The 14,323-nt window shown below is 76.3% G+C and carries 10 protein-coding genes; 2 read left to right on the top strand and 8 right to left on the bottom strand.

The annotated features are described in order from the left end of the window. Positions 1–114 precede the first annotated feature (114 nt). Entirely contained in the window at positions 115–672 is a 558-nt protein-coding gene (locus ACQPX6_RS18615; RefSeq protein ID WP_433781859.1) for a Uma2 family endonuclease, read from the top strand. Here ACQPX6_RS18615 and ACQPX6_RS18620 read toward each other — a convergent pair whose 3' ends face one another. From ACQPX6_RS18620 to ACQPX6_RS18645, 6 genes are all read right to left on the bottom strand, one after another. Further along, positions 673–1,827, bottom strand: coding sequence for an RNA polymerase sigma factor (locus ACQPX6_RS18620; protein ID WP_433781861.1), 1,155 nt, complete (start codon positions 1,825–1,827; stop codon positions 673–675). A 26-nt stretch (positions 1,828–1,853) separates the two neighbouring features. Further along, positions 1,854–2,258 carry a YciI family protein gene (locus ACQPX6_RS18625; RefSeq protein WP_433781863.1) on the bottom strand — a complete coding sequence of 135 codons (405 nt, stop codon included), beginning with the start codon at positions 2,256–2,258 and terminating at the stop codon, positions 1,854–1,856. Positions 2,259–2,355: 97 nt separating this feature from the next. Then, complete coding sequence (locus ACQPX6_RS18630; protein WP_433781865.1) at positions 2,356–5,448, bottom strand: bifunctional [glutamine synthetase] adenylyltransferase/[glutamine synthetase]-adenylyl-L-tyrosine phosphorylase; 3,093 nt, start codon at positions 5,446–5,448, stop codon at positions 2,356–2,358. After that, the gene (locus ACQPX6_RS18635; RefSeq protein ID WP_433781867.1) at positions 5,445–6,632 is read right to left on the bottom strand and encodes a YbfB/YjiJ family MFS transporter; all 1,188 of its coding nucleotides are present in this window, start codon (positions 6,630–6,632) and stop codon (positions 5,445–5,447) included. The genes ACQPX6_RS18630 and ACQPX6_RS18635 overlap by 4 nt, the downstream gene beginning before the upstream one ends. Beyond that, on the bottom strand, positions 6,632–7,975 hold the full coding sequence (glnA, locus tag ACQPX6_RS18640; RefSeq protein WP_433781869.1) for a type I glutamate--ammonia ligase: 1,344 nt from the start codon (positions 7,973–7,975) through the stop codon (positions 6,632–6,634). The genes ACQPX6_RS18635 and glnA overlap by 1 nt, the downstream gene beginning before the upstream one ends. Positions 7,976–8,022: 47 nt before the next feature. Then, positions 8,023–9,627, bottom strand: coding sequence for an alpha/beta hydrolase (locus ACQPX6_RS18645; RefSeq protein WP_433781871.1), 1,605 nt, complete (start codon positions 9,625–9,627; stop codon positions 8,023–8,025). 175 nt (positions 9,628–9,802) lie between these two features. Here ACQPX6_RS18645 and panB point away from each other — a divergent pair, with 175 nt between their 5' ends. Then, the gene (panB, locus tag ACQPX6_RS18650; protein WP_433781873.1) at positions 9,803–10,639 is read left to right on the top strand and encodes a 3-methyl-2-oxobutanoate hydroxymethyltransferase; all 837 of its coding nucleotides are present in this window, start codon (positions 9,803–9,805) and stop codon (positions 10,637–10,639) included. Between the two features lie 42 nt (positions 10,640–10,681). Here the strand turns inward: panB and ACQPX6_RS18655 are convergent, their stop codons facing one another. Both ACQPX6_RS18655 and ACQPX6_RS18660 read right to left on the bottom strand, forming a co-directional pair. Further along, complete coding sequence (locus ACQPX6_RS18655; protein WP_433781875.1) at positions 10,682–11,506, bottom strand: alpha/beta fold hydrolase; 825 nt, start codon at positions 11,504–11,506, stop codon at positions 10,682–10,684. Between the two features lie 61 nt (positions 11,507–11,567). Next, on the bottom strand, positions 11,568–14,309 hold the full coding sequence (locus ACQPX6_RS18660) for an ATP-binding protein (protein ID WP_433781877.1): 2,742 nt from the start codon (positions 14,307–14,309) through the stop codon (positions 11,568–11,570). Between the last annotated feature and the right edge of the window lie 14 nt (positions 14,310–14,323).

Genomic DNA, 14,323 nt, shown 5'->3' on the forward strand with positions numbered 1-14,323 from the left:
CGAGAACGCCACCCACACGGCCGAGTGGGTCCCGGGTTCGCGGCGCAGCTCACCGCTGTCGGGGGTGGTGCCACGGTGCGACCATGGTCGCCGCGCGTACCGGGAGGAGGAGCCGTGGCCGCACCGGAACAGGAGCAGGTCCATCCCTACGACGCTCCCGGACCGTGGTCCGAGGAGGACTGGCTCGCGCTCCCGGAGAGCACGCGCGTCGAGCTCGTCGACGGAGCGCTGGTCGTGAACTCGGCTCCGCGCAACCGGCACCAACGGTTGGCCCTCCGGATCGGCGCCACGCTCGACGGCGCCGCGACCGGCGGCTGGGACGTCCTGAACGACGCCAACATCCGACTCGGTCCGGACCGCGCCGTCATCCCGGACGTCGTCGTCCTCCGCGAGGCGGACATGGACGCCCTGATCAACGACGCCGTCGACGTCGGGCTGGTCGTCGAGATCGTGAGCCCGAGCAACGCCGCGTACGACCGGATCCTCAAGCCGCGGCTGTACGCCGAGGCCGGCATCGTGCGGTACCTGCGCGTCGAACACGGGCCGGGCGGTCCCGTCGGGCACCTCCACGAGCTCGTCGACGGCGTCTACCGCGAGGTCGCGAGCGGGCCGACGATCACGCTCACCGAGCCGATCCGGGTGACGCTCGACCTCGCGGCCCTCGCGCGCTGATCACGCCCGCAGGCGCTGCCGCACGCGGGCGGCCTCGCGGGTGAGGTGGTCGCGCTCGGGCACGCTGGGGGCGGCGCGGGACGCCTCGGCGTAGAGGCCGGCCGCCCGCTCGAGGTCGCCGGCGCGCTCGTGCAGGTGGGCCGCCACCGCGGTGTACCGGGGCACGTCGGGGTCCACGGCGGCGAGCGCCGCGAGGCCCGCGGCCGGCCCGTCGGCCTCGCCGACCGCGACGGCCCGGTTGAGCCGCACCACCGGGCTGTCGGTGAGGCGCAGCAGCTCGTCGTACCACTCCACGATCTGCACCCAGTCGGTCTCGGCGGTGCTCGGGGCGTCCGCGTGCAGCGCGGCGATCGCGGCCTGGGCCTGGTACTCGCCCAGGCGGTCGCGGGCCAACGCGGCCTGCAGGATCGTCACGCCCTCGCCGATGAGCCGGGTGTCCCAGCGCGCGCGGTCCTGCGCGGCGAGCGGCACCAGGCGCCCGCCGGGGCCCGTGCGGGAGGCGCGGCGCGCGTGGTGCAGCAGCATGAGCGCGAGCAGCCCGGCGACCTCGGGATCGTCGGTGAGGGCGGCGAGCTGGCGCGTGAGCCGGATGGCTTCGCCCGCCAGGTCGGTCTGGTCCGGGTCCCCGCCGTAGCCCTCGTTGAACACCAGGTACAGCACGCGCAGGACCGTCCCGAGGTGGCCGGGACGATCGAAGGGCTCCCCCGCGATCCGCTTCTTGGCCCGGCTGATGCGCTGCGCCATCGTCGCCTCGGGGACGAGGTGCGCCGCGGCGATCTGCCGCGTGGTCAGGCCCCCGACCGCGCGCAGCGTCAGCGCGACGGCCGCGGCCGGCGGCAGGACGGGGTGGGCGCACAGGAAGTAGAGCCGCAGCGAGTCATCGGCCGCCGGGCCCGGGTCGGGCGGGGGCTCGGCGTCCACGACCAGCTCGCGGCCGCGCCGCGACGACTCGGACCGCACGGCGTCGAGGAACCGGCGCCACGCGGCCGCGACCAGCCAGCCCTTCGGGTCGTGCGGCGGGTCGTCCGGCCACGTGTCGAGCGCCCGGATCAGGGCCTCCTGCACGGCGTCCTCGGCCGACGCGAAGTCCGCGCCGCGCCGGACGAGGACGCCGATCACCGCGGGCACGAGCTCCCGCAGGAGCCCCTCGTCCACCCCGCCCACCCCGTGCGTCACCCCGGTCAGTCCGTCCCCCCGGGCACGTCGGTGAGGAACGGCCGGACCTCGAGCCACTCGTGCAGCGGCCGACCGCCGGCACCCGGCGCGGCGGACAGCTCCCCGGCCAGCTCGACCGCGCGGTCCCAGGACTCCACGTCGACGATCATCCAGCCGGCGATGAGGTCCTTGGTCTCGGCGAACGGGCCGTCGGTCACCGGCGGGCGGCCCTCGCCGTCGTGGCGCACGAACGCGCCCTCGGACGACAGCGCCTGGCTGTCGACGAACTCGCCGGTGCCCACCAGGCGCTTCGCGAAGTCGCTCATGTACTGCATGTGCGCGTCGACCTCGTCCGGCGTCCACCGGTCCATGGGCGTCCCGTCGACCGGCGCCGGGCCACCGCGGTAGTGCTTGAGGAACAGGTACTTCATGGTCACTCCTCGCTCGTCGTCATCACGGCCTCTCGCCCCCGGGGACGGAGCCGGCGACACGTTCTCGACAGCGCGCCTGGAGAAATCGGAGAAATCCTCAGTCGACGAGGTAGAAGACCCGGTCGACCACGGCGCGGGCCCGGCGGGTGACGCGGCGGTACTCGTCGAGGAACTCGCCCGGGTCCTCGTCGGGGTCGTGGCCCAGCGCGGCGGCCACGGCGGCCAGCTCCCGCCCGGAGTGGGGCACCTCGTCGGTCGGTCGCCCCCGCACCAGGGTGGCCGCGCCGCGGGCCCGGGTGGCCATCGTCCAGCCGGCGGCGAGCTCCTCGGCTGCGGAGGGCTCCAGCAGCCCCGCCTTCGCCGCCGCGTCCAGGGCCTCGAGCGTCGACGGCGTGCGCAGCGACTCGACGGACCCGGCGTGCTGGAGCTGCAGCAGCTGCACGGTCCACTCGACGTCGGAGAGCCCGCCGGTGCCGAGCTTGGTGTGCAGCGCCTTGTCCGCGCGGCGCGGCAGGCGCTCGTTGTCGACGCGGGCCTTGATGCGTCGGATCTCGATCGCCGCCGCGTCCGGCAGCCCGTCGGCGGGGTAGCGGACGGGGTCGATCGCGGTGATGAACGCGGCCCCGAGGTCGTCGTCGCCGGCGACCGGCCGGGCGCGCAGCAACGCCTGGTGCTCCCAGGTGTCGGCGATCGTCGTGTAGTACTGCCGGTACGACGCGAGGGTCCGCACGAGCGGGCCGCCGCGGCCCTCGGGGCGCAGCTTGGTGTCGACCTCCAGCGGCGGGTCCGGACTCGGCGCGCCGAGGGCGGCGATCGTCGCCTCGGCCACCGCCTTCGCGTACCGCACGGCCTCGGCGTCGTCGACGCCCTCGGTTGGCTCGCACACGAACAGCACATCGGCGTCCGACGAGTAGCCCAGCTCGGCCCCGCCGAGGCGCCCCATGCCGATGACCGCGATGCGGGCCGGGCGGGTGCCGTCCCCGACGTGCCCGCGCTCGGCGGCGTCGAGGGCGGCCTGGAGCACCGCGACCCAGATGCTCGAGAGCGCGGCACACACGGCGGGGGTGTCGAGCAGCCCGAGCAGATCGGCGCACGCGACGCGGACGAGCTCGATCCGGCGCATCGAGCGGCCGACCTGCCCCGCGGACTCGGGGTCGGTGTGGCGGGCGACGGCCCGGCGCAGGGACGCGGCGACGTCCTCGGGTCGGCGCGCCACCAGGTCGGCGTCGGGACCGTCGCCGGCGAGCAGCCGCAGCACCTCCGGGGTGCGCGGCATCATCTCGGCCACCCACCGCGAGGTGCCCAGCACGCGCATGAGCCGCTCGGCGGCGACGCCCTCGTCGCGCAGGTAGCCGAGGAACCAGGGCGTCCCGGCGAGGGCCTCGGACACCTTGCGGTAGGCCAGCAGCCCGTGGTCGGGGTCGGCGGTGCGGCCGAGCTCGTCGAGCAGCACCGGCAGCAGGGCCCGCTGGATGCGGGTGCCGCGGCTGACGCCGCTGGTCAGGGCCTCGAGGTGCCCCAGCGCGCCCTGCGGCGACGTCCACCCCAGCGCCTTGAGCCGGCGCATCGCCGAGTCCGAGGTGAGCACGAGCGCCTCGCCCGGCACGCGGGCCACCGACTCGAGCAGCGGCTGGTAGAAGAGCTTCTCGTGGAGCCGCCGGACGCGCACCGTGTGCCGGGCGCGCTCGTGCTGCAGCGCGCCCACCGCGTCGCGCGAGCCGTCGGCGCGCAGCTTGGCCGCGCGCGCCAGCCAGCGCAGGCCGGCGACGTCGTCGTCGGGCGGGAAGAGGTGGGTGCGGCGCATCTTCTGCAGCTGCACCCGGTGCTCGAGCAGCCGCAGGAAGCGGTAGGACGCGGCGAGGTTGGCGGCGTCGTCGCGCCCGACGTAGCCGCCGTCGGCCAGCGCGGACAGCGCCTCGAGGGTGTTGGGGCTGCGGATCGCCTCGTCGCCGCGGCCGTGGACCATCTGCAGCATCTGGACGGCGAACTCGACGTCGCGCAGCCCGCCGCGGCCGAGCTTGAGCTCGCGGTCGGCGTGGTCGGCGCGGATGTGGTCCTCGACGCGGCGGCGCATGGCGCGCACGTCGGTGACGAAGTCCTCGCGATCGGCCGCGCTCCACACCATCGGGTCGAGCGCCTCGGTGTACTCGCGCGCCAGGTCCTCGTCACCGGCCACCGGGCGGGCCTTGAGCAGCGCCTGGAACTCCCAGGTCTTCGCCCAGCGCCGGTAGTACGAGACGTGTCCGTCGAGGGTGCGCACGAGCGCGCCCTGCCGGCCCTCGGGGCGCAGGTTGGCGTCGACCTCGAGGAAGGCCTCGGTGGCGATGCGCATCATGGTCGAGGCGAGCCGGGTGGCGACGTCGGTCTGGCCCTCGGCCACGAAGATCACGTCGATGTCGCTGACGTAGTTGAGCTCGCGGCCGCCGCACTTGCCCATCCCGATCACTGCGAGCCGGCAGGGCAGCGGATCCCCGGGCTCCCGGTCGTCCTTGCTCCCCATCGCGTCGGCGACCGTCGCGTCGGCCACGGCCAGGGCCGCACGCAGCCCGGCGGCGGCGAGGTCGGCGAGCTGCGCGGCGACCACCTCGACGGGCACGATCGGCAGCTCGGGCTCGCACACGGCCTGCAGGTCGGCGGCGGCCAGGGCGAGCACCGCGTCGCGGTAGGCCAGGCGCAGGACCCCGACGCCGGCGGCCTCGAGCACGGTGGCGCGCGGGGGGTCGTCGCCGCCGGTCGCGGCGCCCACCGCGGAGAGCAGCGTCGCGGTGCGCTCGTCGAGGTCGGGCAGCTGGGAGGGGTCGTAGGTGCGGCCCGGGGTGCCCTCGCTGCGCAGGGTGCGCCAGCGCTCGGGGTGCGCGACGAGGTGGTCGCCCAGCGCCGTCGACCCGCCGAGCACGCCGAACAGGCGCCCGCGCAGACCCTGGTCGGTGCGCAGCGCCTCCCCCATCGCCTCCCACTCCCCCTCGCCGAGCGCCTCGCGCAGCCGCTCGACGGCCAGCAGCGCGAGGTCGGGGTCGGGGCTGCGCGCGAGCGCCCACACGACGATCTCGGTGCCCGCGACCGGGGCCTCCCCGTCCCACCAGCCCAGCGCCGCCAGGCGCGGACCGGCATCGGGGTCGGTGAGACCGAGGCGCGCGGGAGCACGGCCCGTGCGGTCCGGGCGCCGGCTCGTCGGGGAGGACTCGGTCATGGTGCCGAGTTTCCCACCCGCTCGGTCCGCGGGGTGCGCTGCAGCAGCCCGACGAGCGCGGCGACGCCGAGGACGCCCGCCGACACCGACAGGCCCGTCTCCAGGCCACCACCGGCGTCGGAGACCAGCCCCGAGAGCACCGGGCCGAGGCACTGCCCGAGCGCGAAGCCCGTGGTCAGCACGGCGAGCGAGGCGGTCCAGTGGCGCGGGTCGAGGACCCGCCGTGCGGCGTCGGCCAGCGCGGTGATGGCGGTGAGGAACGAGGCGCCGAAGACGATCCCGGAGATCCACGCCGCACCGACGCCGCCGACCAGCACGGGGAGCGCCCCGGCGACCGCCGTCGCCGCGAGGAGGCCGGCCACCCCGGCCGCGGGCGGGAGGTGGCGCAGCAGGGGTGCCCCGAGCGGCGTGACGACGACGCTCGCCAGCCCCAGGGCGATCCAGAACGCGGCGATGCCGGCGTCGCCCAGGCCCTGCCCGCGCAGGAGGTCGGGCACGAAGGTCATGTAGCCGATGTAGCCGACCCCGAAGAGGGTGTAGGACGCGACGAGCGGGCTGATGCGCCGCAGCGCCGACCGGTCGCGGGCGGACGCCGCCGGCGGCAGGTCGGACTCCCGGAACGCCCACCACATCACGGGCAGCAGCAGGACCGCGGGCACCGCGAGGGCGGGCCAGGCGTAGCGCCAGGCCTCCGCCGGCGAGCTCGCCGCCGCGGCGGCGAGCGGGACGAACACCCCGCTGAGGACGATGCCCGCCCCGGCGCCGGCGAAGTAGACGGCGAGGAACGGACCCGAGCGCCCGTCGGCGGTGCGCAGCCGGCTCGCAACGGCGGCGGCCAGCACGAACGCCACCGCCGAGGTCGCCCCGGCGAGGAAGCGCAGCACGAGCTGCACGGCGAGGTCGCCGGTGAGCGCCCCCGCCGCGACCGTGAGCACCACGGCGAGGACCGTGACCCGGAACGCGAGCACCGCGCCCAGGCGCCGGGCCACCGCGAGGGCCCCGACCGACCCGACGAGGTAGCCCACGGCGTTCGCCGTGCTCAGCGAGCCCGCGGTGGCGTAGGACCACCCGAGGTCCTCGCGCATGACCGGCAGCACCAGCCCGTAGCCGAAGCGGGCGAGGCCCTGCGCCACCGTCGACGTCGCGGCCAGCGCCACCGCGACGACCAACGGCCGGCGGGGCACTAGAGGGTCGGCAGGTACGTCGCCAGCTCGTAGGGCGTGACGTTGCGGCGGTAGGCGTCCCACTCGGCGCGCTTGTTGCGCAGGAAGAAGTCGAACACGTGCTCGCCGAGGATCTCGGCCATGAGCTCCGAGCGCTCCATCGCCGCGAGCGCGCCGTCGAGGTTCTGGGGCAGCGTCTCGTAGCCCATCGCGCGGCGCTCGCCCTCGGAGAGCATCCACACGTTGTCCTCGGCCGCCGGCGGCAGCTCGTAGCCCTCGGCGATGCCCTGCAGGCCGGCACCGAGGATCACCGCGTAGGCCAGGTACGGGTTGGCGGCGGTGTCGATGGTGCGCACCTCGACGCGCCGCGACGAGGCCTTGCCCGGCGAGTACATCGGCACGCGGACCAGCGTCGAGCGGTTGGCGTGGCCCCAGCACACGGTGGTCGGGGCCTCCCCGCCGACGATGAGGCGCTTGTAGGAGTTGACGAACTGGTTGGTGACCGCCGAGAGCTCGCGCGCGTGGCGCAGGACGCCGGCGACGAACGCCTTGCCGGTCTTGGAGAGCTCGTAGGGCTCCGACGCGTCGTGGAACGCGTTGTGGTCGCCCTCGAAGAGGCTGACGTGGGTGTGCATCGCCGAGCCGGCGTGCTCGGTGAACGGCTTGGGCATGAAGGACGCGTGCACGCCCTGCGTGATCGCGACCTCCTTGACGATGTAGCGGAAGGTCATGATGTTGTCCGCCATCGTCAGGGCGTCGGCGTAGCGCAGGTCGATCTCCTGCTGGCCGGGGCCGCCCTCGTGGTGGCTGAACTCCACGGAGATGCCCATCGCCTCGAGCGACTCGATCGCCCGGCGGCGGAAGTGCGGCGCGGTGTTGTGGCTCGCCTGGTCGAAGTAGCCGCCGGTGTCGGCGGGCTTGGGGGGCGTGCCGTCGTCGGGCAGGTCGCGCAGCAGGTAGAACTCGATCTCGGGGTGCACGTAGCAGGTGAAGCCGGCCTCGGCGGCCTTCGACAGACCGCGGCGCAGGACGTGGCGCGGGTCGGCCCAGGACGGCGAGCCGTCGGGCATCGTGATGTCGCAGAACATGCGCGCCGAGTAGTGCCCGCCGCCCGCGGTCTCCCAGGGCAGCACCTGGAACGTCGAGGGGTCGGGCTTCGCGACCATGTCGGACTCGTAGACCCGGGCGAAGCCCTCGATCGCCGATCCGTCGAAGCCGATGCCCTCGGCGAACGCTCCCTCGAGCTCCGCGGGCGCGACGGCCACCGACTTGAGGTAACCGAGCACGTCGGTGAACCACAGCCGCACGAAGCGGATGTCGCGCTCCTCGAGCGTGCGCAGGACGAACTCCTGCTGGCGATCCATGGGGCGACCCTAAGCGCGGACCATGATCCCGGGAAGCCGGGCCTGGCTCACGTCGCCGGGCACGTCGCGTCCGGCGGCGGGAGCGTGCCGTCGACGAGGTAGCGGGTGGCGATGTCGTCGACGCACGGCGAGTTCTGGAACACCGCGGTGTGCTCGTCGCCCACCTTCGTCAGCAGCGCCCCGTTCAGCGCCCGGGCCAGCTCGACACCGGCCTGGTAGGGCGTCGCCGGGTCACCGGTGGTCGACACGACCAGCGGCCGCGCCGACAGGTCCGCCACCTGCGGGACGTGCGGCTGGCTGGTCGGCGGCACCGGCCAGAACGCGCAGCTGTCGCGGGCCGAGGAGACCCCGCGGCCGCTGTCGAGGAACGGCGCCGCCTCGTTGTAGGCCTGCGCGCGGGCGAACGACTGACCCGGGTCGGTGACCCGCGGGTCGTCGACACAACGGATGGCCTCGAACGCGTCCTGGGACGGCGCGTAGGTGCCGTCGGGGTTCCGCTCGTAGTACTCGTCCGCGAGCCGCATGAGCGACGCGCCCTGCCCGGCGCGCAGGTCGCTCAGCGCCCGCTGCAGCCGGGGCCAGTAGGCCTCGACGTACAGGGCGTTGATCGTGCCCTGCTGGGCGTCGCCGTAGGAGAGGACGCGGCCGTCGGGCAGCGGCAGCGGCGTGGAGATCAGGGGCCGGGTCAGGTCCTGGTAGGCGCGGGTGGTCTGCGCCGGGTCCTGACCCAGCGGGCAGTTCGGCCGCGACGCGCAGTCCCGGGCGAAGGCGTCGAACGCGCCCTGGAAGCCGCGGCCCTGCTCGATGAGCTCCGCGGTCGGGTCCTGGTCGGGGTCGAGGGCGCCGTCGAGCACCATCGCCCGCACGTTGCGGGGGAACAGCTCGGCGTAGGTCGAGCCGATGCGTGTGCCGTAGGAGTAGCCGAGGTAGGTCAGCCGCGGGTCGCCCAGCGCCGCGCGCAGGACGTCCATGTCGGCGGCGACGTCGCGGGTGCCGACGTTGGCCAGGACGTCGGCGCCGGTGCGCTGGGCGCACAGGCCGACGGTCTGCTGCTCCTCGGCCTCGGTCTGCGTGACCCCGGCGGGCGAGGCGTCGGTGTCGTCGTCGCGACGGTCGGCGTCGCGCTCGGGACCCTCGAGGCAGCGGATCGCGGGCTCGCTCGCCCCGACCCCTCGCGGGTCGAACCCGACGATGTCGAAGCGGCGCCCGACGTCGGTCCGGGTGAGCGAGGTGGCGAGGTAGGCGGCGGTCTGGATGCCCGACGCTCCCGGCCCGCCGGGGTTGATCACCAGCGACCCGATGCGGTCCGGCGAGGGCGGCGCCGCGTGGCGCAGCACGGCGATCGAGGCCGTGCGCCCCGCGGGCTGCCGATAGTCGAGCGGCACCTGCATCCGCGCGCACTGCAGCGCCGGGTCGGCGTAGATCTGCCGGTCCTCCTCGGTGGCCGCGAACGGCGCGCACGGCCCCCACGCCAGGTCCTGGCCGTAGAAGGTCTCGAGCCCGGGCGGGGCGCTCACGGCTGCGTCCGGCACCGCGGTGCCGGGGACGACCTGCGAGCACGCCGCCAGCAGGAGGACCGCGAGCCCGACGAGGGCCGCGCGCACGGCGCCGCCCACGGGGACGCGGGGACGTCGACCGGCGGTGGCTCGCACGGCCGTCACCCTGCCATCCCGCTCGTGACCGGACGGTGACGGGGAGGACCGGCTGTGAGGTCGGTCCCAGCTGGCGGCCGGGCATCGTCCGCGGTGACACCGTTGCAGCAGCTCCCACCCCGACGACCCGGGGACCCACCGCAGCCGGTGGGCCTCGAGGCAAGGACGGACGACGATGACGTCACCCGCTGAGTCCACGGCGCGCCCGCGACGCACCCGCGTGCACCACCTCCAGGAGATGAAGGCGCGCGGCGAGCGCTGGCCGATGCTCACGGCCTACGACGTGAACACCGCCCGGATCTTCGACGAAGCGGGCGTGCCCGTGCTGCTCGTCGGCGACTCGGCCGGCAACACCGTCCTCGGCTACGACACCACGGTGCCGGTGACCACCGAGGAGCTGCTGATCCTCACGCGCGCCGTGGTGCGCGGGGCCCCGCACGCCCTCGTCGTCGCCGACCTGCCCTTCGGCAGCTACCAGGTCTCGGTCGAGCAGGCCGTCTCCACGGCCGTCGAGTTCATGAAGAGCGGCGGGGCGCACGCGGTCAAGCTCGAGGGCGGCGCGCACTACGCCGACCGCATCCGGGCCATCGTCGACGCCGGCATCCCGGTGATGGCGCACCTCGGCTTCACCCCGCAGAGCGAGCACGCCCTCGGCGGCTACCGCGTGCAGGGCCGCGGGGAGGACGCCGCCGAGAAGCTGCTCGCCGACGCCCGCGCCGTCACCGAGGCCGGCGCGTTCGCCGTCGTGCTCGAGATGGTGCCGGCGCACGTCGCCAAGCGGGTCACCGCGGAGATCCCGGTCCCGACCGTGGGCATCGGCGCGGGGCCGGAGTGCGACGCCCAGGTGCTCGTGTGGACCGACATGGCCGGCCTCTCCGACCCGTCGCGCCGCACCCCGCGCTTCGTCAAGCGCTACGCCGAGATGGGCGCGGTGCTCGCGGACGCCGCGGGGACCTACGCCCGCGAGGTCCGCGAGGGCACCTTCCCCGGCCCGGAGCACAGCTTTGACTAGCGTCTCGTGAGTGCTTGTCCGTGCCCTGGCACGGACGAGCACTCACGAGCGCGCAGCGCAAAGGGCGGCCAGCGCGGCCGGGTCCTCGAGCGGCATGGCGTGCCCGACGCCGGGCAGGGCGACCAGCTCGGCACCGGGGATCCACGCGGCCAATCGGCGCGTCGTCTCCTCGTGCGCCTTCGTCACGCCCGCGGCGCCGTAGACCAGCGTCGTCGGTGCCGTCACGCGCGCCGCGGTCGGCTCGTCGATCGCCCACTCCCTCGCCGCGACGATCTCGTCGGTGAAGAAGAACCGCGCGTCGCGCACCACGCGCTCGATCGCGTCGTGGCCGAGGCGCGCCCGCACGACGTCGGCCCACCCCGGGCCGCTGACGCCGGTCATGAACGCGTCCGTGGCGCCCCGTAAGTCCCCGGCCTGGGCGGCGCCCACCGCCGGCCCGACCGCCGTCCGCACGAGCTCCTCGGCCGAGGGCCCCGCCGGGCTGGGCGCCGGCTCCAACAGCACCAGCCGCTCGACGGCCTCGGGGGTGTCGAGGGCGGCCTGCAGGGCCATGCTCGCGCTCGACGAGTGCCCGACCCAGGTGGCGCGCAGGATCCCCAGCCCGCGCAGCAGCGCCACGCACTGGCGGGCGTGGTCGGCGAAGGTCAGGTGGGCGTCCGGGGTGGAGCTGTCGCCGTAGCCGGCGCGGCGCACCTCGATCAGGCGCACCCCGTCGAGGGCGGGCTCGGCGAAGACCGGGGCGAACCAGTCGCCGAAGACGCCGGCGTGCACGAGCAGCACGGGCGGCCCGTCGCCCCGCTCGCGGTAGTGCAGGCGGGCGTCGCCCACGTCGACGACGCCGGTGGTGATCTCGTGTGTGGTGTCCATGCCTCGAGCCTCGTGACACGCCGGCGCGCGCGGATCCGTGCGGCACACGGATCCAGCGGGCTCAGCGCGGGAGGCGGCTCCGCAGCTCGCCCCGGCCCGCGGCCCCGGTCTTGGCCAGCAGGTTCCCGACGTGGGTCTCGACCGTGCGCCGCGACAGCGACAGGCGCGCCGCGATCTCCGGGTTGGCCAGCCCGTCGCCGACGAGCCGCAGGACCTCCATCTCGCGCCCCGTCACGCCGAGCGCGCGCAGGTCCGGCGGCACGTCCGTGCTGTCGCGCTGCGGGCGGGGCACCGGCGCCCCGAGCGCGCGCAGCCGCTCCCGGCACCAGCGTCCGAGCCGGACCTCCTCGGTGCCGGCGACCCACGCCAGCGTCTCGTGGAGGACGGGCACGGGGTCGCCGAGGACCGTGTGCTCCAGCAGGTAGCCGCGCAGCAGGTGGCGGAAGAAGGGCCGGTGGGCCATGAGGTCCTCGGCGGCGGCGAGCTGCGGGCCGGGGTCGTCGCCCCGCTCGGCGGCGGCCACCGCGTCGCAGAGGTGCAGCGCCGCGCGGTTGAGCGCCTGGACCAGCACGTCGGAGCCGCGCAGCTCCTCCCGCGGCCCGGGGTCGGCGGGCGCGAGCGCGGTGCGCAGCACCGCCCGTTCCCCCCACGACGGGGTCGCGTTCGCCCCCTCCGCGCGGCGCAGGAGGTCGACCGCGGCGTCGTACGCGGGGACGGCCGCCGCGGTGTCTCCGGCGAGCCAGCGGTCGTGGGCCCGGGCGAGGGCGCGGGCGCTCTCCGCGTGCACGGGGTGGGCCGACAGCTCCGTGGCCTCGGCGAACAGCGCCTCGGTCTCGGCGGTGCGGTCGGCGAACACCCGCCCCCGGGCCACGAACTGCAACGCGTGCCCCCGCAGACCGCGCAGGCCCAGGCGGCCCGCCCGCTCCCCGCAGCGCTCGGCCTGCGCGGCCCCGGCCACCGGGCCGATCCGGCCGTTGACCACGGCGGCCAGCTGCAGGTCGAGCATCGTGGCCGTGCCGAGCATCCCCGCATCCGCGGCCAGCTCCCGGGCCCGGCGCAGCGCCTCGCCGTCGCCGCAGCCGAAGATGTCGGCGACGCCCAGCTCGGAGAGCGCCCGGATCCGCCACGCGACGAGCCCGTGCTCCTCGGCGATCTCCGCCGCCCGGCCGAACGCCGCCGCCGACCGCTCCGGGTCGCCGCGCCGGTGCGCCCGGCCGACCACCTCGAGGGCCTCGCACGCGGCCTCGGGGTGGCCCTCGGCCCCGGCCACCGCGCGGTCCGCGAGCCCGAGTGCCTCCCCCACCTCGCCCGCGCCCAGCGCGACGTGCGCCCGGACGGCGAGGACGCGCGGGTCCGCGGCGTCGCCCCCGCGCGCCAGCAGCCGCCGGGCCTCGGCGAACCGCTCGGCGGCGACGCAGGCGCGGGCGAGCGCGACGGCGAGCCCGGTGCGCGCCTCCCCCGCGACGTCGGCCAGGAGGTGCTCGCCGACCGCGAGCGCCTCGTCGACGCGGGCGGCGAGCGCGAGCACCTCCACCCGCTCGAGCGCGACCGGCACCCGGTGCTCCTCCCCCGCCAGTGCCGTCGCCTGCTCGAGCACGGCGAGCGCGGCGGCCGGCGCCCCGGCGGCCCGGTGCTCGCGGGCGTGGCGCAGCAGCAGCGCGGCGGCGCGGTCGTGGTCGCCGCCGCGGGCGTGCAGCTCGGCCACGCGGGCCAGGACGGGCCCGGCGAGGTCGGGGCGGTCGAGCGCGCGGGCGGCCCCGGCGGCGAGCACCGCGCGCTCGGGCGGGGTGAGCGCGCCCAGCACGGCGTCCTGGGTCAGGGCGTGGCGCCAGCGCAGGCCGCCGTCGGGCGCGACGACGAGCAGCCGCGCGTCCACCGCGCGCCGCAGGGCCCCGGCGGCCGTGGCCTTCTCCACGTCCGCCGCGGGGGCCACGAGGTCCCAGGGCAGGTCGCGCCCGAGCAGGGCGGCGACGCGCACGACGTGACGGTCGCCGGCGTCGAGCCCGTCGACCCGGCGCGCGACGGCGTCGGCGAACGCCTCGGGCAGGCCGCCGCCGGCGCCCGCGCTGAGCTCCTCCAGCAGCAGGGGCAGGCCCTCGGCGTGGGCGAGGACCTGCGCGGCGTCCTCCGCGGCCTCCTCCGCGTCCCCGAGCAGGCTGCGCACCAGCCGCGCGGCGTCGTCGGCGCCGAGCCGGCCGAGGTCCCGGACCGGCACCTCGCGGTGGCGCAGCAGGGGCGCCAGCCCGGACGGGGGCCGCTCGTCGCTGCGCAGCGCCCCGAGCACCCCGACGCCGACCCCGGGCAGCCGCCCCGCGAGGTACTCGAGGACGGCGAGGGTGTCGGCGTCGGCCCAGTGCAGGTCGTCGAGGAGCAGGACGGTGCGGCGCCCACCGGCCAGCACGCCGAGCAGCTCGACGAGCGCCTCGCCGAGCACGAGCACGGGGTCGACGAGGTGGGGAGCCGCCACCGGGGGGACGGCCGCCCAGGCCGGCAGCAGCCGGGCGAGCACCGGGGCGAAGGGGCCGAGCCGGCCGACGGCGGCCAGCGACGGGTCGGCCGCGGGGGCGAGCGCCTCGACCAGCGGTCGGAACGCGCCGCCGCCGGGCACCGCGTGGCCGCGCAGCACCCGCGCGCCGGCCGCATCGACCCGGGCCGCGACCTCGTCGAGGAGCCGGGTCTTGCCGCTCCCGGCCTCGCCCGTGACGAGGCCGAGGCCACCCGGTCCCGACAGGGCGGCGCCCACGAGCGCGGACACCTCGTCGTCCCGGCCGACGAGGGGTGCGCTCCCCGGCCGGCCCTCCACCGGCCCAGTATCCG

The sequence above is a fragment of the Actinomycetospora sp. CA-101289 genome, from assembly GCF_050955895.1.
GTDB lineage: Bacteria > Actinomycetota > Actinomycetes > Mycobacteriales > Pseudonocardiaceae > Actinomycetospora.